General features: G+C 37.2%; 23 protein-coding genes and 2 pseudogenes. 3 read left to right on the top strand and 22 right to left on the bottom strand.

Annotated elements, in window-relative coordinates; genetic code table 11:
* Nucleotides 1-38: 38 nt before the first annotated feature.
* The 12 genes and pseudogenes from FXV78_RS19030 to FXV78_RS07655 all read right to left on the bottom strand — a co-directional run bounded on the left by FXV78_RS19030 (nt 39) and on the right by FXV78_RS07655 (nt 8,958).
* Nucleotides 39-1,013, bottom strand: coding sequence for a UPF0158 family protein (locus tag FXV78_RS19030; RefSeq protein WP_004843904.1), 975 nt, complete (start codon nt 1,011-1,013; stop codon nt 39-41).
* A 399-nt stretch (nt 1,014-1,412) separates the two neighbouring features.
* Nucleotides 1,413-2,159 (bottom strand): PDDEXK nuclease domain-containing protein, encoded by a 747-nt coding sequence (locus FXV78_RS07695; RefSeq protein WP_050785341.1) that lies wholly within the window; start codon nt 2,157-2,159, stop codon nt 1,413-1,415.
* A gap of 301 nt (nt 2,160-2,460) precedes the next feature.
* Nucleotides 2,461-3,457, bottom strand: a pseudogene (locus FXV78_RS07690) (helix-turn-helix transcriptional regulator).
* Nucleotides 3,441-3,701, bottom strand: a complete 261-nt coding sequence (locus tag FXV78_RS07685; protein ID WP_050785342.1) for a hypothetical protein — start codon at nt 3,699-3,701, stop codon at nt 3,441-3,443. Before FXV78_RS07685 ends, FXV78_RS07690 begins: the two are co-directional and overlap by 17 nt.
* A gap of 105 nt (nt 3,702-3,806) precedes the next feature.
* Nucleotides 3,807-3,974 (bottom strand): hypothetical protein, encoded by a 168-nt coding sequence (locus FXV78_RS17855; RefSeq protein WP_004843911.1) that lies wholly within the window; start codon nt 3,972-3,974, stop codon nt 3,807-3,809.
* A 362-nt stretch (nt 3,975-4,336) separates the two neighbouring features.
* On the bottom strand, nt 4,337-4,651 hold the full coding sequence (locus FXV78_RS07680; protein ID WP_004843912.1) for a type II toxin-antitoxin system RelE/ParE family toxin: 315 nt from the start codon (nt 4,649-4,651) through the stop codon (nt 4,337-4,339).
* The gene (locus FXV78_RS07675; RefSeq protein ID WP_009245418.1) at nt 4,641-4,934 is read right to left on the bottom strand and encodes a type II toxin-antitoxin system RelB/DinJ family antitoxin; all 294 of its coding nucleotides are present in this window, start codon (nt 4,932-4,934) and stop codon (nt 4,641-4,643) included. The genes FXV78_RS07680 and FXV78_RS07675 overlap by 11 nt, the downstream gene beginning before the upstream one ends.
* A 501-nt stretch (nt 4,935-5,435) precedes the next feature.
* Nucleotides 5,436-6,662: a tyrosine-type recombinase/integrase gene (locus FXV78_RS07670; RefSeq protein WP_004843914.1), complete on the bottom strand. Its 1,227-nt coding sequence runs from the start codon at nt 6,660-6,662 to the stop codon at nt 5,436-5,438.
* Between the two features lie 30 nt (nt 6,663-6,692).
* Complete coding sequence (locus FXV78_RS17850) at nt 6,693-6,869, bottom strand: hypothetical protein (RefSeq protein ID WP_004843915.1); 177 nt, start codon at nt 6,867-6,869, stop codon at nt 6,693-6,695.
* A gap of 89 nt (nt 6,870-6,958) precedes the next feature.
* Entirely contained in the window at nt 6,959-7,183 is a 225-nt protein-coding gene (locus FXV78_RS07665) for a DUF6462 family protein (RefSeq protein ID WP_009245419.1), read from the bottom strand.
* A 91-nt stretch (nt 7,184-7,274) separates the two neighbouring features.
* Nucleotides 7,275-7,793, bottom strand: coding sequence for a hypothetical protein (locus FXV78_RS07660; RefSeq protein ID WP_004843917.1), 519 nt, complete (start codon nt 7,791-7,793; stop codon nt 7,275-7,277).
* Nucleotides 7,794-7,803: 10 nt separating this feature from the next.
* Nucleotides 7,804-8,958: an AAA family ATPase gene (locus FXV78_RS07655; protein ID WP_004843918.1), complete on the bottom strand. Its 1,155-nt coding sequence runs from the start codon at nt 8,956-8,958 to the stop codon at nt 7,804-7,806.
* A 409-nt stretch (nt 8,959-9,367) separates the two neighbouring features.
* On the opposite strand from FXV78_RS07655, the gene FXV78_RS07650 reads away from it, so the two are divergent.
* From FXV78_RS07650 to FXV78_RS07640, 3 genes and pseudogenes are all read left to right on the top strand, one after another.
* Entirely contained in the window at nt 9,368-9,754 is a 387-nt protein-coding gene (locus FXV78_RS07650) for a plasmid mobilization protein (protein ID WP_004843919.1), read from the top strand.
* Nucleotides 9,732-10,004, top strand: a pseudogene (locus FXV78_RS07645) (relaxase/mobilization nuclease); the annotation flags it as partial. The gene FXV78_RS07650 and the pseudogene FXV78_RS07645, both read left to right, overlap by 23 nt.
* 80 nt (nt 10,005-10,084) lie before the next feature.
* Nucleotides 10,085-10,303 (top strand): (2Fe-2S)-binding protein, encoded by a 219-nt coding sequence (locus FXV78_RS07640; protein WP_004843921.1) that lies wholly within the window; start codon nt 10,085-10,087, stop codon nt 10,301-10,303.
* Nucleotides 10,304-10,770: 467 nt separating this feature from the next.
* Here the strand turns inward: FXV78_RS07640 and FXV78_RS07635 are convergent, their stop codons facing one another.
* The 10 genes from FXV78_RS07635 to FXV78_RS07590 all read right to left on the bottom strand — a co-directional run bounded on the left by FXV78_RS07635 (nt 10,771) and on the right by FXV78_RS07590 (nt 25,940).
* On the bottom strand, nt 10,771-16,737 hold the full coding sequence (locus FXV78_RS07635) for a SpaA isopeptide-forming pilin-related protein (protein ID WP_233447364.1): 5,967 nt from the start codon (nt 16,735-16,737) through the stop codon (nt 10,771-10,773).
* Nucleotides 16,738-16,914: 177 nt separating this feature from the next.
* Nucleotides 16,915-17,754 (bottom strand): HD-GYP domain-containing protein, encoded by an 840-nt coding sequence (locus FXV78_RS07630; protein WP_242973157.1) that lies wholly within the window; start codon nt 17,752-17,754, stop codon nt 16,915-16,917.
* 250 nt (nt 17,755-18,004) lie between these two features.
* The gene (locus FXV78_RS07625; protein WP_004843926.1) at nt 18,005-19,285 is read right to left on the bottom strand and encodes a hypothetical protein; all 1,281 of its coding nucleotides are present in this window, start codon (nt 19,283-19,285) and stop codon (nt 18,005-18,007) included.
* Nucleotides 19,275-19,955 carry an FctA domain-containing protein gene (locus FXV78_RS07620; RefSeq protein ID WP_004843927.1) on the bottom strand — a complete coding sequence of 227 codons (681 nt, stop codon included), beginning with the start codon at nt 19,953-19,955 and terminating at the stop codon, nt 19,275-19,277. Before FXV78_RS07620 ends, FXV78_RS07625 begins: the two co-directional genes overlap by 11 nt.
* Nucleotides 19,952-20,872, bottom strand: a complete 921-nt coding sequence (gene srtB, locus FXV78_RS07615; protein ID WP_004843928.1) for a class B sortase — start codon at nt 20,870-20,872, stop codon at nt 19,952-19,954. Before srtB ends, FXV78_RS07620 begins: the two co-directional genes overlap by 4 nt.
* 142 nt (nt 20,873-21,014) lie before the next feature.
* Entirely contained in the window at nt 21,015-22,163 is a 1,149-nt protein-coding gene (locus FXV78_RS07610) for a DUF7601 domain-containing protein (protein ID WP_004843930.1), read from the bottom strand.
* A 59-nt stretch (nt 22,164-22,222) separates the two neighbouring features.
* Nucleotides 22,223-22,774: a signal peptidase I gene (gene lepB, locus FXV78_RS07605; RefSeq protein ID WP_004843931.1), complete on the bottom strand. Its 552-nt coding sequence runs from the start codon at nt 22,772-22,774 to the stop codon at nt 22,223-22,225.
* Nucleotides 22,775-22,969: 195 nt separating this feature from the next.
* A complete protein-coding gene (locus FXV78_RS17845) occupies nt 22,970-24,622 on the bottom strand; it encodes a PucR family transcriptional regulator (RefSeq protein ID WP_004843933.1) in 1,653 nt (550 codons plus the stop codon).
* Between the two features lie 201 nt (nt 24,623-24,823).
* Nucleotides 24,824-25,213: a helix-turn-helix domain-containing protein gene (locus FXV78_RS07595; protein ID WP_004843817.1), complete on the bottom strand. Its 390-nt coding sequence runs from the start codon at nt 25,211-25,213 to the stop codon at nt 24,824-24,826.
* 451 nt (nt 25,214-25,664) lie between these two features.
* Complete coding sequence (locus FXV78_RS07590; RefSeq protein WP_004843816.1) at nt 25,665-25,940, bottom strand: hypothetical protein; 276 nt, start codon at nt 25,938-25,940, stop codon at nt 25,665-25,667.
* Between the last annotated feature and the right edge of the window lie 2 nt (nt 25,941-25,942).

Genomic DNA, 25,942 nt, shown 5'->3' with positions numbered 1-25,942 from the left:
AATAGTTTGGACAATCAAACCTATTTTCAAAACAGCGCCTAATCTTCTTTTCTTCTATATGGTACATGATGGTTCCGACACCATCCTTCTGCTATATTGATATAGGTCCGATTTCTGTAGTCATAATAAATCTGGCTGATTCCCAGATCATTTATTTTATCTTTAAAACACCTGTACGGATGCCTTCTTCTAAGAGCATCAAACAGTACTTCAGAAACTCTTTTATTCCCACTCTCATACGCAAACTTCTCCATGATACTTTTCTCATGAAGTTCATACTGATTCGGCAATCTGACATAATCATCCGTCTCATCAATTTCTTCCCAGAGCTCCTGATCTTCTTCACAGGCCATGTACGGATCTTCCGACAAAGCAACAATTTCACCTGTTCGTGTATCCAAAAATTGTGCCCATCCGTCCATACACTCTTCAAATGCATCTGCAATATCTTCCAGATAAACTGCCTTTGATGCAGCTGTACCAGAATACTTTGCAAAAAGCATCAGATATTCATCTTCTACTTCAGTAAAAGACCGGACTGTATAATCCAGATCAATATGCAAATCCGGGATTTCTCCATATTGCACTTCTCCCAACAGATTTTCAAGATCATACAAGAGCATCGCATGATCGATTTCTTTTAATTGTGCCTGCTCCCCGGACGTCAGAGTGGAACCAAGAAACTTTTCATAGATCATACGAAGCAGATGTTCTTCCTGTTCCTGATACTCTGGCAATTCCTTCTTAAAGGGGGTCGGCACATCCGACATATAACACTCACTGGCATCATGAAGCAGACAGGCAAGTACCATACGGTCCGACAGTCCTCTTGCTGCGGCTTCCTTTGCACAACAAATACAATGCTGCCCTACTGACCAGAAGGTCTGTACATGACCATTTCCCCTGCAGATCAGAGAAAGGGCATGTGCAATATCCTGTATGCTGATCAGATCCGGATTCGGCTGTGTTGGGTTAAAGTGTTTTCCTGTATATGTAGTTATATATTCACTCATTGTATTTTTACCTTCCTTATCTTTTTGGAAAAACCAAATATCACTTCATTCGATATTACATCCAGGATATCCTAGGAGGAAGATATATCGTACATTTTTTCTCCGATTTCTTCCTGAAGATTCTCTTTCATTAATGCAAAATATTTCAGGGAACAAACAATTCCTTCTTCCCCGGCTCCCTGAACGGTTGCCGCTGCCATTTTCCTGAAAGAAGTCCATCTTCTGAATAATATTAAAAATTTCTCGCATTAAACAGAGTTCTTCGACAATTTATAACCAATGTCATTTACTTAACAAGAATTCAGATCTTATGTCTGAATTTTTGTTTTCTACCAGTAACTAAAATTTTTTAATAGCACTTGACAAGTACCTCAAAGTATGCAGTTTTTTAATCACAAACTATTGATTGATGATTACATGATTAAGTTTGTTGTGGAACACGAGATGCTTTCCAAGCTCCATCAAGAATTTCTGCAAATTAGAAAGAATGCTTTTCTCAAGGTCACTCTCTGTAAAATCTGTATTCTGAGAAAACCCTAAGAACTCTGCAACTACCGGATTTTTGATAAATTCCAACTTATCATTTTGATACGATGCTGTCAGCTCCTTCATTTCACTTTCTACAAGCTCTTTTTTCTGTGTCTTGAGCATACGATAATAATACTGAGAAGAAATGTTTCTCTGTAATGTGCGGACACTCCAAGTTTGTTCTGCGGCTTCTTTCTCATACCAGTCACGAGCTTTTTTATCTTCAACCTGCAAAAGTACACGGTAATGAGTCCAAGATAACATTGACAAAGATTTTGGATTCACTGAGTCCAAAATCTCCGGAAACTCTTTATAAAAACGGACAAACTTATACAATGAACTATAATCAAAGCCCTTTCCATAATTTTGAGTCAATTCTTTTGATAATTTTTTAATAAGCTCCGTACCATATTCAGCTCTTTCGTTTCCCTGCAATTCTTCACTTGCAATTCGGTATCCTAAAAGCCAATTTCTTTGAACAAGTGCAATGTTAACAGCCTGATATGCAGCTTTTTGTGAGGACTCAATAATCCCACACATATCATTTAAGATGTCATCGGTTTTAACAAAATTATCCATAAAACTATTTTGTCCGATTTTTTCTAATTTATTCTTCATAGCCATCGCTCCTTTGGATTTCATTTTCAAAACTATAAATGAGCATCCTGATCAGTATTTTTATCTCAGGTTATCATGGAAAGACCACCAACTTTGCGCAAAACAGTTCCTGACACAGAACTACAATGGCACATTATATCTGTGTTACAGGCACTGGGAAATATCAGTCTTTCCAAGAAGGATATCAACTGAGTCGCAGTACCATTCAACAGGAAAAGGATCAGTATCTGTTTCAGTGTGCAAAATCCAGTGCTGATTTTGAAGCATTCATGAAATCAGCAGGATAGTTTTGTTCATTTTTTCAAATTTGCTCATTTATAGTATATTGTTTAATCAATCTCTCAATTTCTTTCTGCATCTGCTTAACCACATCATCCGGCCCAACAATCTTTATATCTTCTCCAAGCGAGAATACCCATCCCAGGAACTGTCTGCTGACATGTACATCTACATTCACTATAAAGTGCTCATCATCCGTCGGAATCATCATCACATCTTTTCCAAATCGATCAATAATCACACCTGACAGATTATTCTTCACCATCAATTTTACTGTCTGCTCCTTTCCGCCGAACATTCCAAAACTTTTCTTCGCATAGTCTGCCATATCTAACTTTTTGAAATACTCTTTTCCTTCTCTGCTTTCCTTTGACAATTTGATATGCAGCATCTTATCCACTCGGTAATGCTTAATCTTTTCTGCTGCTGAGTCATATCCGACCAGATAATAGTTCTCATCATCCCAGGACAATCCCCATGGACTGATATGATACCATGCCCCATTATGGCGAAGTTCCATTTCTTTTTTCACATTCCACTGATAATACTGAAACTTAATCTTTTTATTTTCAGAAATCGCATTATGAATCGCATCCACAATATAATAAATACTCTCATTCATTGTTTTTATTCTTCCAGATACAAATACCTGTCGTTGTAATTTCTGTGCATCATATTTACTGACCAAAGTTTCCAACTTTCTAATCAGTGCATTTGATTTTTTCTCTGTAATAAATTTTGAAGACTGGATGGCATCAACCAAAAGTTTTAATTCTGGAAGTTCAAACGCACGATTTACAACATGATAATGATACCGGTTCCCGACCGGCTCTCCCTCTACATCAATACCGAGAATGCTCAAATCTCTCAGGTCATTATACACACTTTTCTGTTACATCATATTTTTCCAGTCCTTTCATGATTTCCGGCATAGTGATATAATGCTCATCATCTGTCTGTTCCTGCATGATCTGAGCAAGTCTGTATAACTTAAACTTCTGATTACTTCCTTTCATCATAATGATTTGCTCCGCTTAATATTCCAGGTCTGGTTGATCCTGTTTTGCGATTATGGTTATCATAATGATTCATTCCTCCAAAGATTCCGGGTCTGCTCTCACCTGTTTTATGACCATTCGTATCATAATTACTATAACCACCCAAGATGTTAGGTCTGCTTTCTCCCACTTTTCTTCCATTTGCATCGTAATGCTTGATTTCTCCAAATAATCCTTTTCTGCTGTATCCTTCTTTTCTACTCATTTTACGTTCCTCCTGAATAAAAATTTTATTTTGTTTCTTCTTAGATTCCAATATAATTCATAAGATGCGGTATAAAAACACCACGAAACCACGTTCGATTTTTCATCAATTATCATGAAAAAATTTCACAACTACACAAATGACAATAATTACTCCAATCCAGAAAAAGATCTGGAAAGACTCTCCCACATCAGAAGCAATATCATTTAAAAAAGCAAATACCAGAAGGATTATCACAATCAAGCCACCACAGCCTAATCTTCCGTTTTTCATACCTTTCACCACATTTCTTTTTTCCTATGCAATAAACAATTCCAGTATTAAATCCTTTCATCACCAGATCCTCCGTTTCTTTAAATTTTGTGATTTAATCTTCTTTGATAGTTACAGTGTATATCAATAGGTGGGGCATAAAAATCCCTGCTCGTCTTATTATTTTATTTCTATGTCAAAAGGCTCAGAATTAACTTTCTCTGAGCTTTATCGTGAACTTTGCAAAAAAGTTACACTAAAGCCGCTCAAGGCTTCAGAAACGTCATCACTTCATCGAGACTTATCACCTCCTTCAAAAATTGTACAAAAAAAGATCATCTACAGTTTTACGGTAAATGATCTTTTCAATGTTAGTATTTAGTTTATATCATTGTATTTTCATAATCTTGTAACTCATGGAAAATGTCATCCACAAATACTACACCATTTTCTATTCTATACAGCATGAAATATCTGTGCTTCTGAAAATTGATTCGGTGATAACCCAAGCTCTCTAACCGTGGATTATCACATAGTTTCAAACTACCCGCTGCATGTTTTAGTTTTTCAACAGTTTCCTCAAAATCATCAAGAACATTTTTTGCTGCATGTTTATTTTGCTTTGCAAAAAGCAGATATTGAATAAACCGATTTAAATCTTCTTCTGCCTCTGCTGTTACAACTACTTTATAATGCATATTTTCCTCTCATATCTGAAATCACAGCGTCTGCATTTCGATAATTTCCATTTTTTGAAGATTCTCTAGATTGTTCCAGTCTTTGAAACATCTCATCTTCTGTCATAGATGTATATGGATTATGCACAGTTCTTTTTATTTCAAATGGGAATCCGTTATGTGCAACAGCCTGCGTCAAAAACATTCTTATTGCAGATGTCGTATCTGTTCCAAGATCTTTAAAAAGTTGATCAGATTTATTCTTCAAGTCATCGTCTACCCTAATTTGAATTGTACTTGCCATCTTAAATACCTCCACTTCTTTTCCTTTTATTATAATGTTATATCATTGCTATTTCAATACATTTACAATGAATCGGATGTTTTTTTAAGTAATAAGTATCTTTCCTTCACACTTTTCTTTCAGTTCCTATATAAAATCATTATTCATAAATCACTGATTCTGTCATTTCAACGAGCAAAAAAAGAACTGCCTCTAAACTCTAGAAACAGTTCTTAAATATGAATAAAATTGATGTCAAATTGATGTCAAAACAAACGTTCAGATCCGCAAACCCTTGATTTTACGGGCTTTATTTGTCTAAGGACTTCATTATCGGGATTAATTGAACGATTCCTTCCACCCTTGTCCGCCGAGCTCCGTCAGGCACCGTACACATCCAAAAACCGATTTTTTTGGTCTTCCACTGAGGTCCATAGAGCCACAAGTTGGCTGTGTCATTCGTGTTGTACAAATTGTTTTGATATATAGATTGTCTCTTCAAGTAACAAGACAATTCTCTACTTATATTATAATCTTTCCCTGGAGATTTGCAACAATTTCCTGCTTTTTCTCCTGTGTCGCTTCCGCATAAACATCCATGGTTGTTGTAATATCTGAGTGACCCATGATACTTTGGATCACCTTCAAATTCGATTCATTCTCACACAGTCTTGTGCAGAATGTGTGCCTCAAATGATGAGCTGAAAAATGAGGAATAATGAGTGGTTCTCTATCCTCTTTCTCTGCTATTTCTATTTCATCTTTGTTATATGCAACTCTTGCCCTTTCAATCGCTCGATTAACTGCATTTGGTAAATATACCGTTCCGGTTGCTGTTACAAAAACGAAATTTGAATATCCATCAATCTCTTCTGAGGAAAAGCCAATGCACTTTTGGATCTCATACTCATCCAGAAAAGCATTGAACACTTCATCGATCATCGGAATGGTTCTCCGTCCTGAAATCGTCTTTGGTGTAGAAATATGCTTGACCGATTTTCTGTTTTCATCAGGTCTGTAGATAAAAGTATGATTCACACTGACAATGCGCTTTTCAAAATCCAGGTCATCCCATCGAAGACCGATGCATTCACCAATTCGCATTCCTGTTCCAAGAAGGACCGTTATAATAGGTACCCATCCTTGATATTCCCGATGGGCTTTTAAGTAATCCATAAAAGCTTTCTGCTGTGGAATCGTAAGCGCATGTCTCGGATTATCTTCCCAGATATGGCTCTTTTTGATTTCTGCCATTAATCCGTCTGTCGGATTTTGTCTGAGCAGTCCATCCCTTACAGCCATCTGGAATGCCGGATGCAACTGTGTATGTATACTATCCAGCGTATTTGCTTTCATTTCTTCATCCAGGATAATGCGATAATAGAATTTTTTCACATCAGAATATTTGATCTTACCAATCAGTCTTTTTCCAAATGTTGGTCTGACAAAGTGATTATACATATAGAGATAATTCACTTTTGTTGATGGTTTCAAATCATATTTCTGTTCGATAAACCGATCATACAGTTCATTCAGCGTCATCCTGTCAGCCAGCTGCGGATTCAGTCCATCTTCTTTGTCGCGGATGATTTTTCTTTCTTTTGCTCTGAGTTCAACCAATGTTTTTGCGTAAACAGTTCGTCTATTTTTATCTAAATCTGTATAAGAATAAGAATAGCGACCGTCTTTTCTCTGACTCTCACCGGTTCGCAACACATACCCCCGGCTGTCTTTTCTTGATTTTGCCATCCTCTCACCTCACTAATCGTGAGGAGCATCTTAACTGTGCTTATCCTGTCGGTATAATAGTTCCAATCCTTTCTTAAGCACCTGCCCTTTTGTAAGATCGTACTTTTCAGCATAAGCTTCCAATTGCTTCTGCTCAGCATTGGAGAAACGGATGGTGAAACGATAATTCATGGGATCATCACTCTTTGGTCTTCCCATCTTTGCCATACTATTTCCTCCTTCCTTACAACACTATTATACTTTATGTCCGACAACAAGTCAACGTGTTTTGCTCCTCATGTATTACATTTTATTTTTTATAATTCATCTCTGAAATTTTCAAGATATTCATCCACAATCTCTGTATTGACCAGAACAACTCTCTTCACATGATAGACTGCTTTCGCATCTTTCGCTAATTCCTGAAATGTATGCAACCCCATAGAATATAATTGTGCCCCTTCCTCATAACGGACAAATTTCTTTCTTCCGACCTGCACCAGCTTTTCTAATTCTGGAATTTCTTTTCTGACTTTAGGCATGAAAAAACCTCCTTCCTTCGTACATAAAAAAATATCTTTCATATATACAAAAGAAGGAGGGTGAAAATACAGCCTATGATATGCAATTTTTTTATTTTAACAAATCGAGCAGCGTATATTCACCTTTTGGAATCTTAGCTGTTCTATGATACTCTTTTATTGCTTCCACAAGAATCCCAGAATTAGAAAAATAATTAAACACGTAATCATATGATTTTACGTCAGACATTCTAAGATTTTCCTTACAAAAATCACTTGGTTTTTTCCCTGATTTTTTGAATTCTTTATACTGATTTTCAGCAAAGATAATCAACATTTCTATTTCCGGTGCAGTAATCACATTGATAACATCTATTTTATGTTCATATGCTTTACCAATTTTAAATTTTTCTCTTCTTGAATCTAATATTCTGATTACTGATATCTTTTCCGCAAATCCTTTTCTCAAATATTTCTGTTCAAATTTTTTGCCGTCCCTACATCGAATTACTGACTCCTCCAGCATCTCTTCTCTCGAAAATACAAGCAATTCTTCATCTAGAAGAATATCCATAATTGCATTTTCTGCAGCACCTTCACATATACACGCTTTATATTTTGCCAGTTCCATATTGCACCTCCTATTTCAGAGATGCAGTTATACTTTTCTTCAACTGCATATAAGCTTCATAAGTAGGTGTCGTTCCTTCCAGAAATCCACTCTGATAAGCATCGCTTTTCTTAATGTCATTTCTTTTTAGAATATTGGAAAGATTCTCTGCTGTAATCCCATCTCTATTTCTAGTAATAAAAATACTGTCATTACGGTCGTATTCATCCAAAAGTTCCGGATAATGAGTGGAAAAGATTAGCATACCACCATTTTTATTTATTTTTCCGTCCATAAAGAAACGAATCAGAGTACTTACTATTTCTTTATTGAAATGATTCTCTATCTCATCAACAATCAGGTAGCCTCCATCTTTCAGAACTTCTTGTGCCAAAGTGAAAGTAATCATTCCTTTTACGGTTCCTGACGAGAGATAATTATTTAATTCGATTGGATTGTTCAATACAATCTCTTCTTTTCCTTTAAATTTTAAATGTATAATTGGCTTCTCATTTTTTTCTTCAAAATTTAATTTTTCAATTGTTGGATCCAGATAGGAAATAACCTCAGCCGGAATTCCTTCTGAAAATGGTAACACATTCACATTGGTGAAAAGTAACATGCTGACTACTTTTATATGTTCACCAGTTTTTTTATTATATGCGATCATAATACTAACATCATCTGACAAAAAGCTTTCCTGTTCATCTCGAACAATGACTGGTTCTCTCTCCTCAAAATCCAGCATAGCTTTACGAGTTGTTACTTCTTCAGCTTTTTTTGACCATAATGATTCTGATTCAATACTGTACACAACTCCTTCTACTTTCGTATTCTTAGATGTTATGACCGTTTCCAGTCTGCAAATTTCTTTTGTAGTCTCCGAATAAAAATACACATTCAAAATAGCATTTTTTGTATTTCCTAATATATCTTTCGTATTCATGTGATTGATTGGTTCGTTGTTTATAATTCCCAACGCAAGAAGAAGCACCTTTAATACAGAGGTCTTTCCTGAGGCATTGATTCCTATAAACGCGTTTGCCGGATTTAAATATATATTTGAAAACAAGGAATACAAATTCACTTTATCTTCTTCCGCAACTCTTTGCTGTGCATAAAAAGATAAATCCAGCTTCTCTTTAAACAATGGTAAGCCTTGTGCGGTAACTCTCAATAATTTCATATAACGCCTCCAATTTAAAAACTGATTTTACGTGGTTATTTTTCTTTTACTTCAATTATATCCACATTTCTATATTTTATCAACGGATAATCCGTTTTTATTTTTTTAATTTAAAAATCTTTCTCTCACACCCTGTATTTTACCCCTCCATCTTTTGTATATGTAAGAGGGTTTGTAGATTAGAGCAAGATCCACCCATGTTTAACAGTATTGCCATTTGGCATCCTGTCATCCTATGGGATTTATCTTGATGGGGATCTCCCCATACCCTCTCAATAACAGACGCTTCACTTGTCTGTTGGTTCCACCTAAAGGTGTTCACAGCACTATTTCTAATATCGGAAGGGACAGCCGATATTGAAATACGTGGACTCCCAGTGGGAGGAATAATCGTAGCGAAAGGAGGAATATGAGAACAGAAAACAAAGATAAAGAACTGAATCACAGACATTTTATAGGATTACGTCTTACCGATGTCGAACTGGATTTATTAGACCAAGGCGCTGCTTGTTTATCTGTTAGCCGATCAGAATATCTGAGGAAACTTCTATTGGAAAAGCAAATCCATCATCAGATTGAAGTTGTTGCAGACATGAACGATCTCAGAAAACTGGTCAGTGAATATGGAAAAATCGGATCGAATCTCAATCAGATCGCCAAGCATTTTAACAGTGGTGGCAGTCAGTCTCGTGCTATAGAAAATGAAATCCATCAGTGCATCACGGACTTATTCCTGTTGAGAAAAGAGGTACTGAAACTGGCAGGTGGTATGAATGGCAATCGTAAAACACATTAAAAGCAGAAATGCAAATTACTCGGCTGCTATTAATTACCTTCTGTTTGAACATGATGAAAAAACCGGAAAAAAGATTGTAGATGAATCCGGTCGAAGCATCCTGCGAAAAGAGTTTTATATGGATGGTCTGAACTGTGATCCGATGTCTTTTGACAAGGAATGTGAACTGACAAATGCTCATTTTCACAAAAATAAGAAACGTGAAGATATCAAAAGTCACCACTACATTATCAGCTATGATCCAGCCGATGTTGATTAATACGGAAAAAAGAGGTACAGTGAAATAGACTTCGTTTGTGTTGCTAGAAAGAGTAGATTAGGAGGAATTTTATGATGGATAATAATAAGATGATATGTTATTGTGATCAGGTTACAAAAGGAGAGATTATTGAGGCTATGGAAAAGGGAGCCAAAACACTCGCAGATATAAAAAGAATGACAGGAGCTTGTTGTAGTTGCAAGTGTGCAGAATTAAATCCAAGCGGGAAGTGTTGTGCACAAGACATTGCACTTGTGATGAAAGAGTATTTATCAAATAAAAATAGTTAAGATATTTCTATGGAGATTGGGGTCGTGGGTGATACAGAGAGGTGTGTTGCCCAATGTCATTAAGTTAATTTAAAAATTAAAAAAAGCAGAATGCAAGTAGGTAAAATCTCACTTGTATTTTGCTTTTTTCATTTTGTTATCTGTTTTTTTGCACGGCAAACAGACAGATGGATTGTACATCTGTCTAGCCTCATATGTGATTTCTGTCCGTCGGACCAAGAGTTTGCTTACAGCTTCCTTCAGATTCTACCTTACGATAGACACCCTTGCTGTTCAGCTATACACTTCCTTGTCGCCTAGGCGTGTTCGGGACTTTCACCCATTAGAGCGCGCCCATGGCGCGCAAACTAAAATATCGCCAGCCATAGCATGGCTGACGATACAAAAATTTATTATTTTTTTATTCCAATGCAACAAACATGTAAAATGTCTGATGTATTTTTGCAAGTTTTGTTCCATAGCAGTGTTTATCTTATTTTCCGTCTTCTTCTGAAAAACAGAATCATGATAATACTTATGGCAAATAGTAACCATACATGCCTGCTTGTTCTCAGACGAACCCCTGTTTCCGGTATTAATTGTGTGTTTTCGTTTGTGATTTTTAACTCAATCACGTCTCCTCGTGCAGCCTCAATCCGCTGTTTCATGACAGCTGTATTTCCATTCGATGTTGCCTGCACTGGATTTGAATACTTATCATTCTCTTCTTTTTTAGAAATCGAAACAGCGTATTTTGATGTATCAACAGTTTCTGTTATTATGATATCCGAAGATATATCTACATTTTTTAATGTAACTTTATCTCCATGTTTCAAAGAAGTTCTAATTGTCTTGCTACGCAGCTTTTGACCATCTTCCCAATAGAGAATTTCCATATCAAATGGCTTCTTGCGGTTTCCAAGTGGACCAGTGACTTCCTTTGTAATCTCAACCGTCACCCCGCCTTTTTGCGGATGATTGACGATATGTCTGTCCGAAACAGCTCTCCAGGTATTTGTCATCGGTGATTTCTCATATAGGAATAAAATATCGGATTCTACATCGACCATATATAAATTAAAGTTATCCTGATACTGTGTTTTGGTTTTATCTGCTTTGTCCTTTTTGTTTGGAGTAACAGATTCTACCATCCAGTATCGTCCGTTCTCAAAGTCCTCCGGTAATTGAAGCATTCCATTTTCATCTGTTTCTAAGGAACGATACGTCGTACACGTTTTTCCATCCTTTTTCAGAACGATATCGTCCTTGCTCTGTGTATTGTCATAATCTACTGTATATCCTGTATCATCCGCATATTTTTTCGTAACATCATCATACGGTACTTTGTAGAACAGAAAACCTGCACCAGCAAGTCGGTTTCTTGGAAGATCATCCGTCTTTAAGAAACTTCGTTCAGCAAGATTGAAATGCAGATTCTGCACTTCCAGTTCCATCTTGGAAACATCCTTGAACTCATTCTCATCCTTCGGGAATATTTGTTGTCCATTTGAATCGAAATACTGAATCTCTGGATAAATAACTTCATAATATAGGAAACCATCCCCGTATTCCAAAGAATAATGTGTCTTTCCTATCTCAATTTCTTCCACCTTATATTCCACCGGATTTCTGTCCTGGAATAGTGGAACATTGTCGACTGTGTGTTCCCATCCGTTCTCTTCATTCAGCAGGAATTCCTGTCCTGTAGAAATTCCATTCTGATACAATCTGATTTTCACCTGTTTTTCCGTCAGTGCATCATTTGGATTTTCCCATGTCTTTTTGATATGCAGAGTGCCTGTTTTAGCAAAATTTCGGATATTAAGGCTGGTATCTCCTCGCTGAAGCAGAACAGATTTTCCGTCTATCTTACCATCAACTGGTGCCTTAACAGCCTCCTGATTTTCGTTAGCCTCCCTATCCACCAGTTTTGCATCAGTGATTTTGAATGCTCCATTGGCAATCTCAACTGTGATCTGTATATCTCCTGTGTCTACATATCCCGTCGGTAAGTTTGTCTCTCGCAACAAATACGTCTCAGTTGCTGTTCTGTTCTGTTTGTTTTCATCTTGTAACGGAATGTGAAGTTGTGCGATTCCGTATTTATCAGTTGTTACCGTTTCCTCCTCAACACCGTTCTTACTGACAGCAAAATTGATCTTCTCCATTCCCTGTCCGGTAGACTCATCAAATTTGTTCAGTGTGAGTATTCCCTCTTTCTGATAACGATTCTCCAATTCAATAGTAAGAGTTTCACCACCGCGTCCAATTCCACGTCCTGTGAATTGAATTCCACTTTCTGGATATGCTTCCCATGAATTTACATTATCTCCTTGTTCATGAGAATTGCGAACATTGTACCAACCTGAAAATTTCACATTCGAATCTTTTGGCTTATAGTTGTACTCTTTTAATGTGTATTTCCAGAATGAGTCCGCCTTAACGATCCACGTACAGCTTGTATGTGTATCATCTGTCCATGTACCTACAACTTCTATTGGAGCATCCTCCGCTTGCGGAGCTTCTGCATCCGGTTTCTGGCTATCTTCTGAAGGAAGCACAAGTTTCATATGCTCATGAAATGCAGGTGGCTGAGGTTTTCCATCTAAAAGCTTTTCATCCATATCTACCTGGATATAATAATCTTTCTTGACTTCCTCTATTGCTTCCGGCATTCCGACAAAATCTTTCTTTACTGTCAGGTAACCATTTTTTGCTACAATACGTCCGTCAATATGCCACCCATCGGACATTTCACTTTTGAAAGAATACCAATAAATGGTGAAGAATTCGGTATCTAATTTCGATGGCGGAATCTCCCTGTCTCCGATACGAATCATACGTCCGCTTTCACGAATTGTCTGGAATACCTCTTCATCGGAAGGAATTCTATCTATCTTGTAGATATAGTCTCCATTTCCAATATATCCCTCATCTGGTTTAGTTCCCTGCAAAAGTTCTTGCACTCTCTTATTTCCATCCGCATACTGTTCCCACGTAGATGGATTCTTATTTCCAAGAACTGGAACATCATGCAATATACTTGCCTTCACATTACAGTTTGCCACGGCAACCGCACTTGTATAATCGTCTACATTCGTGGTTGGTAATGCTACCGAACCATCTTCCGGCATCGCTGACTTACAGATATAAAACTGTACCTGTTTTCGATTTTGGTTACTCACCTTACGCCACGCTGCATAGAGGGTGATTGGCTGTCTTGCATTATTATTTATAAGATCAGAAATAGAATCCCCTGCACCGCATTCCTGCCACTTTCCGTCTTTGTTTCTGTAATCCCAATGATCGAATTCATACTGTTCCAACTCTTTGCTGTCATTATCTTCATGATCATAAACCAGAGGATATGGTGACTTAACGTTATGTTTTCCAGCTTCTATTTCATTCTCATAATCATCTGTATGTCTTGTCTTATTCTCAACCTGAGGGGTCAACTTAGCTTCCTTAGGAAGTTTCTTCATATAACGAGTTGTATTATAGATAACCCTGACTGCCCCAGACTCCAGCGGTTTGTCTGCGATCACCTCATAAGATGAGTTAACATTCGGAATTTCAAATTTTACCTTATCATCTCCGGACGGTTCCGGAAGAACCTCATTTTCGTCCCTGTCATTAGATGTACAACTCCAGACAATCTCCTTGCCATAATACTCACCTTCTAAACTTGCCCTCTTTGGTACTTCCACAGTATATGCTTCCCCATGGCCTACATACTGTCTCTTAATCGCCTCTCTTTTTGTCAGGTTCAGTGGATCCAACACTTCAATCAGATGAAAACTTCCCTCTACACTGAAATGTCTTCCTGCCAGCCCAACCTGAGAAGAAAGTCCTGTCAAGCGGTCAAAATAATTTTCGATTCTGTCAGGATTCAGTGGATTTGGCTGTGAGAAATAATAGACAGATACATCTTTCCCGTTTTTCAGGACAGGAATATACCATGTACCATCATTGTCCTTATATGGATGCTGTACAAATACACGGCTGTCTGTCGCATAACCAAACAGAATCTTCTCTTTCTGATCTGCGCCGGGCTCCAGTTTGCTTGGAGTGAAACCAAACTCACTGTAAATTTTAGAAATCGTATCATCTGGTGTAGCTCGCAAATAATAACGACTGGCTCGGCCACTGTTTGCTTTGATTATGTAATGCTGCTCAGCATTAATATTTTTTATCAGCTTATAATGTCCATCGATAAATACATAAAAACTAATATTTGCTTCTTTTGTTGCTGCCGGTTTTTCTGTATTCTCAGGAACAATCACATATGGACGTACTGCATCATCTGGCTGAATAGTAAAGCTCATGGTATGCTCTGCTTTATTTTTGCTCCATGTAACTGCTGAAAGAGTACCATCTTCCTTTCTGCATTCCCAGTTTATATCCTGCGTTTGTTCTTCTACACGCGGCTTTGTACTAACTGTTCTTGTAAGTGTTGACTTTCTTGCAACAAAATCAATTGCCGGAAGATCACGCAAAGCTGTTTGGCTGTAAACCTGTCCATCTTCATCCTGTACTGTCACACTGTAAAAACCGTTATATCTATCATCGTCGTGTTCGAATAAGGTCTTTGCACTCATGGTATCAATTTTTTCTCCATTTGGCAGGTAATACACATCCATCGGCTCTCCGGACTTTCCTATATAAATACATTCATGACCTTCTATCGTGTATTTCCCTGCATTATGGATTGTATCGTAATCTCTCTTGGAATAATAAAAACGCTCTTTTGCTCCATTTTGAATAGAACCATCGTAATGAAATTTTTCAAAATGCTTTTTTAACTCATCATTAGAAATATAATAATAAATTGTTCCCGGCTTTGTTGTAGTATCTTTTATAACAGGAATTTCTTCGTTTAGAACATTATATCTCTCATTATTTACAAAAGTATAGAATTTAATGTTCAAGGTTGCTGGTGCAAAAGTGTTGCATGCAACCGTATAGGGTTGCTCTATCTTTCCAATAGAAAAGGTTAGTTTATCGCCCTGTTTCACCGGAGAAATTGTTTTATTTTCATCCTCACTGGCACAAAGCCAGTCGCTTTCCTTCGTATCTCCAGGATCAACGGAAATTGTGACCGCAGAATCTTTCTTATAGTAACTCACAGTTCGATTTCCATCCGGATTGATCACTGTAACCGAATAGAAACTGTTCTTATTCTGCTTAATCTGGTCTGAATTATTATCCGGAATTTTTTCGCCATCAGATGCTCCTTTTGGCATATAATAAACGTCTGTTGGTACAGTTGCTTCCTGCTTGTCCAGGTTATAAGATACATATTGCTGTCCTTTATAAGTTACCACTGTCGCCTGTGCTAATGTCTTCTCACCACGGACTGTATATGGAAAATAATTTCCGGACTGTGTTTCCTCTGCATTCAAGCCGAACTCTCTATAAATCTCAGCAAGATCACTGACAGATAAATAGCATCTGCCCTGACGGTTCCATTTATACACCTTTTTCAGAGAATCAGCCGGCAGCTTTCGAACCTCATTGTCTGCATATATATAAAACTGAATGTCAAAGGCTGTCTGATCCGCTCTCTGGATCACATAAGACTGTGTGATCTTTCCGATTGTGAACCTCGTCTGGTTCCCTGATTCCCGTATACCATCTATCACCTTATCATCTGTTCCCATACAGGTCCATTCGATCTGGTCTGTCTGGTCCGACAATTGGGGATTAAAATCAGCCACAGCTTCTTCCACTACAGTTCCTGTTAATGCATAACGAATCCGATCCTGCCCTTCTCCCTTTACCTCTACGGAATAAAACGAGTTGTCCTTTTTTACAGAATCTTTTAAATTTAATGCAAGGCCTTTTCCATTTGGAAGGTAGTAAACATCTATCGCTTCCCCTTGTTTATTCTGTCCATAATTGTAAGAAACATATGTCTTTCCGGATTCTGTGTCTGTATAAACTTTTCCGTATTCTATCCCGCTTTTTCCCCGGTATGCAGATACAAACTTATTATTTGCATCCGGATTCTGATTCTCACCATTTTTCACAAATCCAAATTCTTCATATATCAGGAGCAGGTCCTCAATGGAAACACCATAGTAGGTAGTTCTTCCGTCTTTCCATGTTGCAATGCCGGTAATGTCATTATGCTGAAGCTTTACCTTGTTTCCATCAATAATGACATAGAAATCAATATCAAATCCTTCGGAAATCTCCTGAAGTTTCGGTGATTCCTCTTGTGCAATCTGCTCCTCGAAGGCTTTTTCTTCTTCTGAAAGCTCTCCCTGGGATGAAGTAATTTCTTCCTCCGGAATCTCTTCTAATGGCGGGGTGATTTTCTCTCCAGGAGTCTCTTCTAATGGCGGGGTGATTTTCTCTCCAGGAGTCTCTTCTGATGGCGAAGTATTTTCTTCTTTCGACGTCTCTTCCGACAATGATGTACTTTCCTCCGGAATAAAATCTTCTGTGCGCATTTCACCCTCTTGAGTACTATTTATATTTGGAATATTCTCTTCTTCCACTGAAACTGCCAAAACTGTCGTTCCTGCGCTATTCATGCACAAAACCAATAAAAGTGTCCAGGCTATCCATCTTAGCCATCTCTTTTTCCTCTTCACACAAATTCCTCCTAAAAACATATTTTCCTTTTCTCAACTATCTGCCTTTTTTATCCATTCCTTCTGCATTGCCGCTGCTATAAAGCACTGCAATAGTTTTTTTGAAAATACACCACATTCACCGTTGGCAATCATTCTTATGGCTTCTTCATGCTTTAATTTTCTTTTATAGGGGCGTACACTGACCAATGCATCATAAGCATCCACAAGGCCTACTACCTGAGCACAAAGTGGTATTTCATCACCTTTTAGTCCATCTGGGTAACCAGAACCATCATATCTTTCATGGTGATATCTGCATATTTCATAGCTATACTTATTAAGTTTTTCTGTCGTAGCTCCTCGTGGAAACCGCAATGTCATCTCTGCCCCTGTAAGAGGATGCTGCTTTACAATTCCCATCTCATCAGCTGTTAATTTACCGTTTTTGTTCAATATCTCTATCGGCACACGGATTTTTCCAATATCATGAATTGGAGACAGATGAGAGACATTTTCTATTTCTTCCTCTGTAATCCCATACTCCGGATAGTTTTTCTGTAGTTGAAGATACACTTGTTTTGTATAAAAACAGATATCATCCTGATGTTCTGTTTCTATAAGATTATTGTGATTCAACACTGCAGCCAAAAGCGAAACCATTTCCCAATACTGTTTTGTCTCATCCTGTGCTTTTTGTCTTAATTCCCGTTCCATATTTACAATTGTGTTAGGAATAACTTTTGCATTATGGAATGTAATAACAGCAGTTTTCTCATTTTCATCCACAAATCTTTTTACTTCCATCCAAACATAAGTCTCTGAGTTTTTCTCGCTTCTTCTTTGATAAACGATATCTTCTTCTGAACAGCCCTTTTTCAAATGCTCTGTCAACGAATCGCTTTTCAAAAATTCCTGCAGTTTTTCACAATCCTTTTCACATACATATTTTTCACAATATACTTTCAGAAAATCATCATATGTTCCTGCAGTTTTTACATCATCATAAATCCCCCTGTTATGAGAATAGATACATTCATAACTGTTTTCCGCTAAATCAACTTTCAGAATGATATAAAATCGTCCAAAATATTCATCTTTCCCAGGTCTGATAATATCAGAGATTTTCACATTTTCTAATCGGTTATTGTAAGTGTTCTGTAACGCTTCCAATTTTATATCTGACTTTATTAGCTGTTCCTGGTTTCACGGTGAACTTCCACGTTTCTCCAGCATTTACACGTATCGTTTCAGCAGTATTTACCTTTACCGTTCCTGCTTTTGTCGTAATCGTACCAGCAACTCCACCTTCCGGGATTTCTTCATTGACTTTAATATTGTAATATTCCTGATAAGTCATTGTAAGTTTCTGACCATCATCCAATTTGATGGCAATCACGCCATCAGTGCTGTAATATACAGTGTCATTATATTTTCCGATATAGACACAATCTTTCCCATTTACTCTTGCACTCTTGAATTCATAGTTTTTCCCGGAACCACTAATCGTAAGTTCTTTGTGGTCTTCGATATTTCCAAGCTCAATCGTAGTCGGAGCACCGTCAATTGCTTTTCCGTTCGCATCAACATATTCTACACGATCTGTCGTCTGTTCATCACCATTCGCAACACTTCTCTGCATTGCGATATTCAAACTCTGTACAGATATCGTATCTGGAAGCTGCTCATCACTTGCCTGTTCTGTAGATTTTTCATTGTCAATAATCTGCTCTGAAGACTTCTCTGATATTTCTGTTTCAGATTCTGTAGTTTCTGTAGTATCTGTTTCCTGCTCCGGGTCTTCTGTCTTCGATATTTCTGACTCTTTTTCCTTTTCTTTCAATGCATAAGTCATAGTCAGTTTTTGCCCATCTGTAAACTTATTGGCATTGATATTATCGGAACTCCAATAAACCGTATCTTTATATACTCCTATAAAGGAACAGTCTGCATCATTTACTTTTGCACTCTTAAATTCATAATCTTTGTCAGAAATATTTAACTCTGAATGATCTGATATTTTTCCAAGCTCAATGGTCTCTGGTGCTCCTTCAATCGCATTGCCGGATTCATCTACATATTCCACCAATTTTGTGGTCGGTACCTGACCATTTGAAGTTGCTTCCTGTATTTCTTTCTCCAGCTTCTCCACTTCTATGCTATCCGGAATCTGTTCCTCAGTTTCTGCCGATGTCTCAGTTTCTGTTTCTGATGTAAATTGCTCCGAAGTTTGCTCGGTTTCTGTCTGTTGAGCATCTGTCTCACTTGTAAATGCTTCTGTATCTTGTGTTTCTTCCTGCTCTGTAACCACTGATGTTTCATCTTCTGATGCACTTACGGTTTCCAGATTCATAAAACAAATAGAAAAGATTAGAAGCCAGGAACATGCTATTTTCAAATATGTTTTCCAATTCTTATGCCTCATTTTTCGCATCTCCCTTCCTGTTCTTCTGCTTCTCCATGAATAATCCGCAAAGGCAGATAACTGAGCCAAAGAATAAGAACAAATAGCCTGCAACCGGACTATCATCGCCTGTCTTTACCGGCGAACCATTATGAATAATATCCTTTGATCTTGGGGAAGATGGAACCGGGTTTTGATTTTTACCAGTTTGACCGGTATACGAGTTTTTGAATGAAACCTTCGATACTTTATCTCCATTTTCATTTTTGACCACTGTTACCGCCATCAGTTCATTATTGGAATCAAAGAATCCTTCAATCGTTACATCATAGGTTTTTGAATCATATGTATAATTTTCTTTATTCTCTGCTGCCTGGTACAGCTTGTAATGATATTCTCCTACCTGTCCGACATTCATAATCAGCTCTGTAGAAGAATTACCACTCATATTCCAGGTAAATGTTCTTCCATTGCTTCCCTCCGGCATTGGATTTTGTATCTGATCTGCTATTAAAACATAAGAGCCTGTTTTGTCAGCATCTGCAGAATTGTTTACTTCAAATATCTGTTCCACTGGTATTTTCACTGTTGTGTTTTTGCCAGCTGCCAGTACTGGTTTTTGAACACCCAGAAAGAATATCATGGACAGAAATATAACCATGGCTATTTTTGTTAAACGTGCTGTTCTCATGCTTCTCCCTCTCCTTCTTTCTTCTTGTTTCTTTTCTTTTCTATCTGTCTTGCTATCAGAATCAGTACAAGGACAATCAGGATAAACCATACAATAACTGGCACTTTTCCTACTGCATTTTTCAGTTCATCAATTCCCGTACCTACGTTTTTGGCTTTTTCTTTTTCCGGATATATCTGATCTGTTAAGCGTCCCACCAGGATATTTCTTCCATTTGTCATATCCGATGTACAGGTGGTCAGCAAAACCAGATGATCAGCTTCCGTTATATTCATATCTCTTTTATATAAAACATTGTTCTCGATTTCCTGCAGATACTCCTGTTTCGCTTCTGGTGTGTCCAGACACACATTGAAAATCGTCTCATTATAAGCATCTACCTGTAACAATGCGTAAATCTCGATTCCATGATTTTTACCATCAAAGAACAGATTTCCATATGGATGTTCATTGAAATACTGTTCCTTTGTAAATTCACCGATATCTCCAAACATCATGTGCTTTTCCATATGGTGACCATATATAATATTGTCAAAATCCGAAAAATCCGGCTTATTTGCACAATGTAAAAAGATTGCTCCGCTTAAGGAATAGTTTCCTTCTGCATCTGTATTCATATAAGTATCATCATTGTCCGTCTGCACCAATGGATAATTGATATTTGTGTCATTCACTCGTATCCATCCAATCACATCCGGATTGATTTTCTGTAATTCTTCAAAAGATTTCGTACTCTTTTCAGTAGGAATATATGCTTCATAATTTTTTGCATCTGCTGTCTGGTATACCTGGTGGGAGTCCCACAGCATATAACCAGAGAGAAACATGGCTGCAAGAATCAGCGATAAGGCTGTGAAGTTTACAATATGGTCTAATCCTCTGATAATTCCTTTCAGCACTTTCTTCATCCGAAGCATATGTACAAGTTCCTTTCACCATTTCTGTTTCTTTTATATTTATCAAAACTGGTTCATCTGACCTATTTGCTCGCAAAATTAGCAAAAAGGGATGCGGCGGAGCAACGCCGCACACATCCCCTTTCCTGGCTGCTATATTTTATTATTTCTGTAATCTTCTGCGTTTGAATCCTACAAAAGCAATCAGTGCTACACCGCAAAGTGCAATCATCAGAACGTATGGAAGAGTGTTCATGATGATACCAGTTACAGGTACATCGTTGTATGTATTGGTTACATCAACGGTATTCTGTTTCTGACCTAATTTCTGACTATTCTGACTATTTACTACTGTAAATTCTGTGTTGTATGATGTTGCAGCAACAGGAGTCAGCTTAGTACCATTGATAGTGATTTCAGCACTACCTTTATAGTTTTTAGCTGCAGACTCTTTTACGCTAATTGTTGTTCCTACTGGAACACCAGTGAATTTCATGTTTTCATTTGCTTTCAGCTTGAATGTGTATGTTCCGTCTTCAAGCGTAACAGGCTTTCCATCAGCATCTTTGATTCCGCCAAGTGTGTTTGCATCTGTTCCTTTCGGGAATGCAAAGGCTGCTGTGAAAGTGAACTGTTCAGTGGAAGTTACTGTCGTACCATTTGCATTAATAACTGCTTTAGATACCTTCAAAGATCCATTATCCGGATATGTCGGATCTGGATTTTTCGGATTTTCGCCTGTACCTGCTTCCTGTACATAGGTGTTGGTGAAGTTGAAATCATTAGTATCTGTATTTCCAATATCTACTTTACCAGTTGCTGTCTGACCTGCATTATCTTTTGCCTTATTTACAATGATATTAGAAATTTCTGTACCAGTTGCACCATCTGTAACATATACATCCATTGTATACTCAGCCTGTGACATGATCATTTTTTCATGCTCACCGTTAACTACTGCTGGATCTACTGTCTGTGTCTCTGCTACAGTATACTCATACTTTCCTGCTTCTGGATATGTCGGAAATGTAATCTGACCTCTTTGAGAATTCGTTCCCTTTTGATCAGCTGTAAACGAAATTGTTGGCATTGTAACGTTAGCTGTTGTACCTATTAAACCATCACCTGTTTTCTGTGTTGCTGTAAAGCTAAATGTTTCAGCCTTTCCGACCTCAGTATTGTAGGTCTTAGTAATCCATGCCTCCGTTTTCTTGCCCTCATCTGCCGCAAATGTTGGCATTGCCATTCCCATTGTCATGGCACCGGCTGCAACAACTGCGAGCACTTTTTTGAACATTTTGTTCATGCTCATAATGATTCCTCCCTTGTAGATAATATTGTTTGTTTTTATTTGATTAACGGAGGAGGGGATTAGAGTCCTCTGGTCCGAATAACCGCAATCGCTTTTCCTTTGACATCTTTTACATTGATACAGCCATAGATTCTGCTGTCTGACGCCTCCGGTCTGTTATCACCCAGTACAAATATCTGACCTTCGCCAACAGTGATTGGAAAGTCAACTCCATTTTGAAACTGTGTGGTGTCAAAATAAATATCCTGTGAAATCTGCGTAGCGCCGTTAATCATCAAACCGTCTTTTGTTATATCTACGGTATCACCTGCGACTGCTACGACCCTGCCTGTGGTTGTTCTGCCATCTTTCTTAAATACTGCAATATCACCGGACACAAAACGCTTGTCCAGTCGATAATACATGACCAGATCACCATCTTTTATTGCTGGTTTCATAGATACGTCATTGTTTCTCGCCATCCCGTACATAAATGTAAAAACAAGGATGACCGCCAAAATGATAAGAACAATCTTCAATAACAGCTGAAAGATATCTTCTCCCAGTGTCGTTTCCTGTCTGGGAAGCTGTTTCTCATTATTCTGTTCTTTCTCAACCTGTTTCTTTTTCATGTTTCATTCCTGCTTCATATCAACTTAGATAATCAAGGTATCCTTTTATGTACTGGTTAAAGTATAGCACTTGTTTTTTGCAAAAATAATACAGAGAATAGGAAGATATTTTCACGTTTTGCTACAAAAAATTTGTAGTTATCGGTTTTTCGCAAAAAAAGAAACCATACCATAGAGATATAGTTTCTCTTTGAATTACAGTGTTTCTGCCATTTTGAATAAAACGATTCCATTTCTAACAGCCAGCATCTCAGCAGAATTCTTGAAATCAATGCCGGAAATATCTTTTATTTTTTTCAATCGCCCTGAAAGAGTACGATAATTTACATAGAGTTTTTCAGCTGCTTTATTCGCACTCTTATCACAGTCCAGATACGCCTGCAACGTTTCAATCAGTTCTCCATCATGTTCTTTATCATACCAATATAATTTCACAAGTGACTCTGGCACATATTCCATCAGTTCATCACGATTTTTGATTTTTTCAAAAATCTGGAAAAAACCGAGCTTAGAAAAATCGGCTACCGATATATTCTTATCACCATAGAGATATCTGAGCATATCCATATAGTCTATGATTTTCTTTGAATCCTTAAAAGATTTTTTCAAATCTCCATATCCATTAACAATACTTCCAATGCCAATCTGAAAATCCGTTGTCTTATTTCTGTGAAAAATCTGCTTCTGTACTGTCTGATATAATTTTTCCATTTCTTCCCGGAACCCTGCTTGTGTTTCCCCAGGCTTAATTTCATGAATACACACAATCTGATTCAGATTCCGGTAAATATGTTCATCCGGAAGTAATCTCTGAATCTCGCCTTCTATCACTCCGATTTCTTCTAATTCTTCTTTTGTATAATAATCTTCGCTATTGCTTGAAATCGTATGAAAACTTACCACACAATATTGAGCTGTATCTTTCAACTTTAGCATTCTTGCAGCTTTACTCAATTCATCGCCCGTTAATAAACCATTAAGCAAGCTATATCCAATATCTCGTTGATATTTTTTTTCTATCTGATTTTGAGCATATGTTCCCATAAAACTATACTGTAAAGTAAAAACAGCATTTTCCAATGCCATATAGTCCAGTATTGTTAATGGCATATTCACTTCCGTGACTACCAAATAAATTTCTGTTCGGCCTAACACATGTATTTTTGTAATATATTGCGTATGCTCTTTTCTCTGTTTTTTGTATTCAAATCTGGTAACAATATCCGGTTTATATTTCTCAACATTTTTCTCAAATACAAAATCAGACAGATCCTGCGTTGTGGACGCACAGCAAGTTAAGTTACTATAATATAACGCTACCGGATTGCCAATCATGGAAGACAATAGAAACAAAATATTTTTAGTTGGATCTTCAAAATTCTCTCCATCCAATAACATGTTAGAAATATTGTCGTGTGTCAATTTGAAATAAATCAACCGTGCGATATTTTCATCATAGATCTGCAGAATAACATATTTTATAATACCCCAATAATACTCATCTTCCGAAATTTCTATCACTGGAATATTACGTTCCGAACAAAACTTTAATAAAATATCATAATAATTGACTTTCTGTACCATGTCCGGATGCTGCTTTATAATAAATCCACTGACCTGTTTCTTCTCCAGTTCATTCAAATGTTTCCGAAACTCTCTCTCCGTTTCTCCGAAATACACTTTCATATTTGTAAGAAGAAGCTCTCCTCCAGTCAGATATCTTTCCATATCTTCTATTTCGATAATTCGTATACCTTTAATTTCCTGATTCAGATTTTCTTTACATATCACTAATCTCATATCAGGAAATTGTTTCGATTCTAATAATTGTTTTACCGTATAAGCCATTCAGCACCTCGTCAAATTCGTCTTTTGTTGTCTACATTGGTTGTACCAGCATCTGATGTTGTGTTTTCAAAAGTGGCATAAGTAAACAGTATAATTATACCCTCCCCCGAAATTTTCTGTCAATTTCTTCATGCGTATAAAATGCATATTTTATATAGATTCAAATAAAAAAGACAGCTCGCATCTTTGTCGAACTGTCCATTACTTCTTCAGGCTGCGGATAAAAGTCATAAAAATTTCTCTTTCCTTCTCATCCAAGCCATCCCAAATCTCAAGTATTTCTTTTTGCTCTTTTGTCAGATCCAATCTGCTTTCATCATCTGAAAAAAATTGTGCGATTGTAATTTCAAATGCATCACATATTTTTTCCAGATTAGCCATCGTCGGCATACTCTTCTGATTCAGCATATTTCCCAGAGCCCTCTGCGTTATTCCTGTAAGCTGAGCTAACCTATATTTTGTATATCCTCGCTTCCGGCATAGTTCCGCAATTCTTAACGGAATATACTCTTCCACACACAAGTATATACACCTCTCTTCTAGTCTATGATACCAATATTGTACCTGTTGACCAGAAGATTTATTAGACATTTATTTATTGATTATATACTCTTGTACACAAGACTTTTTAAGTAAAAAATATAGCTAGACAGTCCACGATATTCAGTTGTTGCATATATTTATGATACTTTCTACGAGGAAATCTGTCAAATACATGTTGTTAAAAAATGATATTATAACTCAAAAATCCTGATAGATAACTTTATCTATGCAGTTACCTATCAGGATGGGAATTTTATCTTACACCACGATCAGCTCCTCTCTCCGGCTTCTGTTGATATTGTCAGTATAGCAAAATAAGCTTTTGCAATATACATCCATAATAAAAAATTAAATCTTTATAATTCCCATTTTTGAGGAATAACACAAAATAAGGCCCAAAAGGGCACTTTCCCTTTTGAGCCTATACATTTTATCAACTAACGTATTTTGCTTTCATTTTTCCATGTCTACACATGACATTTTTCTCTTAAATCGCATCCTATGATAGTTCTTTCATCTTGCTGATATCCTTTGCCTGCATTTTTCTTGAAGTGCTATATGGTGGTACCAGTTTTAAAGACAACCGTCCCTTTCTGATCATATACGTTTCACTTCCATCCTCCGCAGATCCTTTCAACCAGCAATCATCCGGATACTTCTCAGCAAAGGTCCGTAACCGTTTCTGCAAACTCTGATTGAAGGTATACACATCATAGAATCCGTCATCTTCATTGGTCAGAATAATCGTTTCTTTTTCACACTTTAACCTTCGCATAT

Source organism: Mediterraneibacter gnavus ATCC 29149 (assembly GCF_008121495.1).
In the GTDB taxonomy this organism is placed as follows: domain Bacteria; phylum Bacillota; class Clostridia; order Lachnospirales; family Lachnospiraceae; genus Mediterraneibacter; species Mediterraneibacter gnavus.
Note: the sequence above shows the minus strand (reverse complement) of the source record. Positions and strands in the feature narration are given on the sequence as shown.

Bases quoted from the DNA above. Each gene is read 5' to 3' on its own strand.
- FXV78_RS19030 (WP_004843904.1), bottom strand. From the start codon at position 1,013: ATGAGTGAATATATAACTACATATACAGGAAAACACTTTAACCCAACA.
- FXV78_RS07695 (WP_050785341.1), bottom strand. From the start codon at position 2,159: ATGAAGAATAAATTAGAAAAAATCGGACAAAATAGTTTTATGGATAAT.
- FXV78_RS07685 (WP_050785342.1), bottom strand. From the start codon at position 3,701: ATGAGTAGAAAAGAAGGATACAGCAGAAAAGGATTATTTGGAGAAATC.
- FXV78_RS17855 (WP_004843911.1), bottom strand. From the start codon at position 3,974: ATGAAAAACGGAAGATTAGGCTGTGGTGGCTTGATTGTGATAATCCTT.
- FXV78_RS07680 (WP_004843912.1), bottom strand. From the start codon at position 4,651: ATGCATTATAAAGTAGTTGTAACAGCAGAGGCAGAAGAAGATTTAAAT.
- FXV78_RS07675 (WP_009245418.1), bottom strand. From the start codon at position 4,934: ATGGCAAGTACAATTCAAATTAGGGTAGACGATGACTTGAAGAATAAA.
- FXV78_RS07670 (WP_004843914.1), bottom strand. From the start codon at position 6,662: ATGGCAAAATCAAGAAAAGACAGCCGGGGGTATGTGTTGCGAACCGGT.
- FXV78_RS17850 (WP_004843915.1), bottom strand. From the start codon at position 6,869: ATGGCAAAGATGGGAAGACCAAAGAGTGATGATCCCATGAATTATCGT.
- FXV78_RS07665 (WP_009245419.1), bottom strand. From the start codon at position 7,183: ATGCCTAAAGTCAGAAAAGAAATTCCAGAATTAGAAAAGCTGGTGCAG.
- FXV78_RS07660 (WP_004843917.1), bottom strand. From the start codon at position 7,793: ATGGAACTGGCAAAATATAAAGCGTGTATATGTGAAGGTGCTGCAGAA.
- FXV78_RS07655 (WP_004843918.1), bottom strand. From the start codon at position 8,958: ATGAAATTATTGAGAGTTACCGCACAAGGCTTACCATTGTTTAAAGAG.
- FXV78_RS07650 (WP_004843919.1), top strand. From the start codon at position 9,368: ATGAGAACAGAAAACAAAGATAAAGAACTGAATCACAGACATTTTATA.
- FXV78_RS07640 (WP_004843921.1), top strand. From the start codon at position 10,085: ATGATGGATAATAATAAGATGATATGTTATTGTGATCAGGTTACAAAA.
- FXV78_RS07635 (WP_233447364.1), bottom strand. From the start codon at position 16,737: ATGCGCACAGAAGATTTTATTCCGGAGGAAAGTACATCATTGTCGGAA.
- FXV78_RS07625 (WP_004843926.1), bottom strand. From the start codon at position 19,285: ATGAGGCATAAGAATTGGAAAACATATTTGAAAATAGCATGTTCCTGG.
- FXV78_RS07620 (WP_004843927.1), bottom strand. From the start codon at position 19,955: ATGAGAACAGCACGTTTAACAAAAATAGCCATGGTTATATTTCTGTCC.
- srtB (WP_004843928.1), bottom strand. From the start codon at position 20,872: ATGCTTCGGATGAAGAAAGTGCTGAAAGGAATTATCAGAGGATTAGAC.
- FXV78_RS07610 (WP_004843930.1), bottom strand. From the start codon at position 22,163: ATGAGCATGAACAAAATGTTCAAAAAAGTGCTCGCAGTTGTTGCAGCC.
- lepB (WP_004843931.1), bottom strand. From the start codon at position 22,774: ATGAAAAAGAAACAGGTTGAGAAAGAACAGAATAATGAGAAACAGCTT.
- FXV78_RS17845 (WP_004843933.1), bottom strand. From the start codon at position 24,622: ATGGCTTATACGGTAAAACAATTATTAGAATCGAAACAATTTCCTGAT.
- FXV78_RS07595 (WP_004843817.1), bottom strand. From the start codon at position 25,213: ATGTCTAATAAATCTTCTGGTCAACAGGTACAATATTGGTATCATAGA.
- FXV78_RS07590 (WP_004843816.1), bottom strand. From the start codon at position 25,940: ATGCGAAGGTTAAAGTGTGAAAAAGAAACGATTATTCTGACCAATGAA.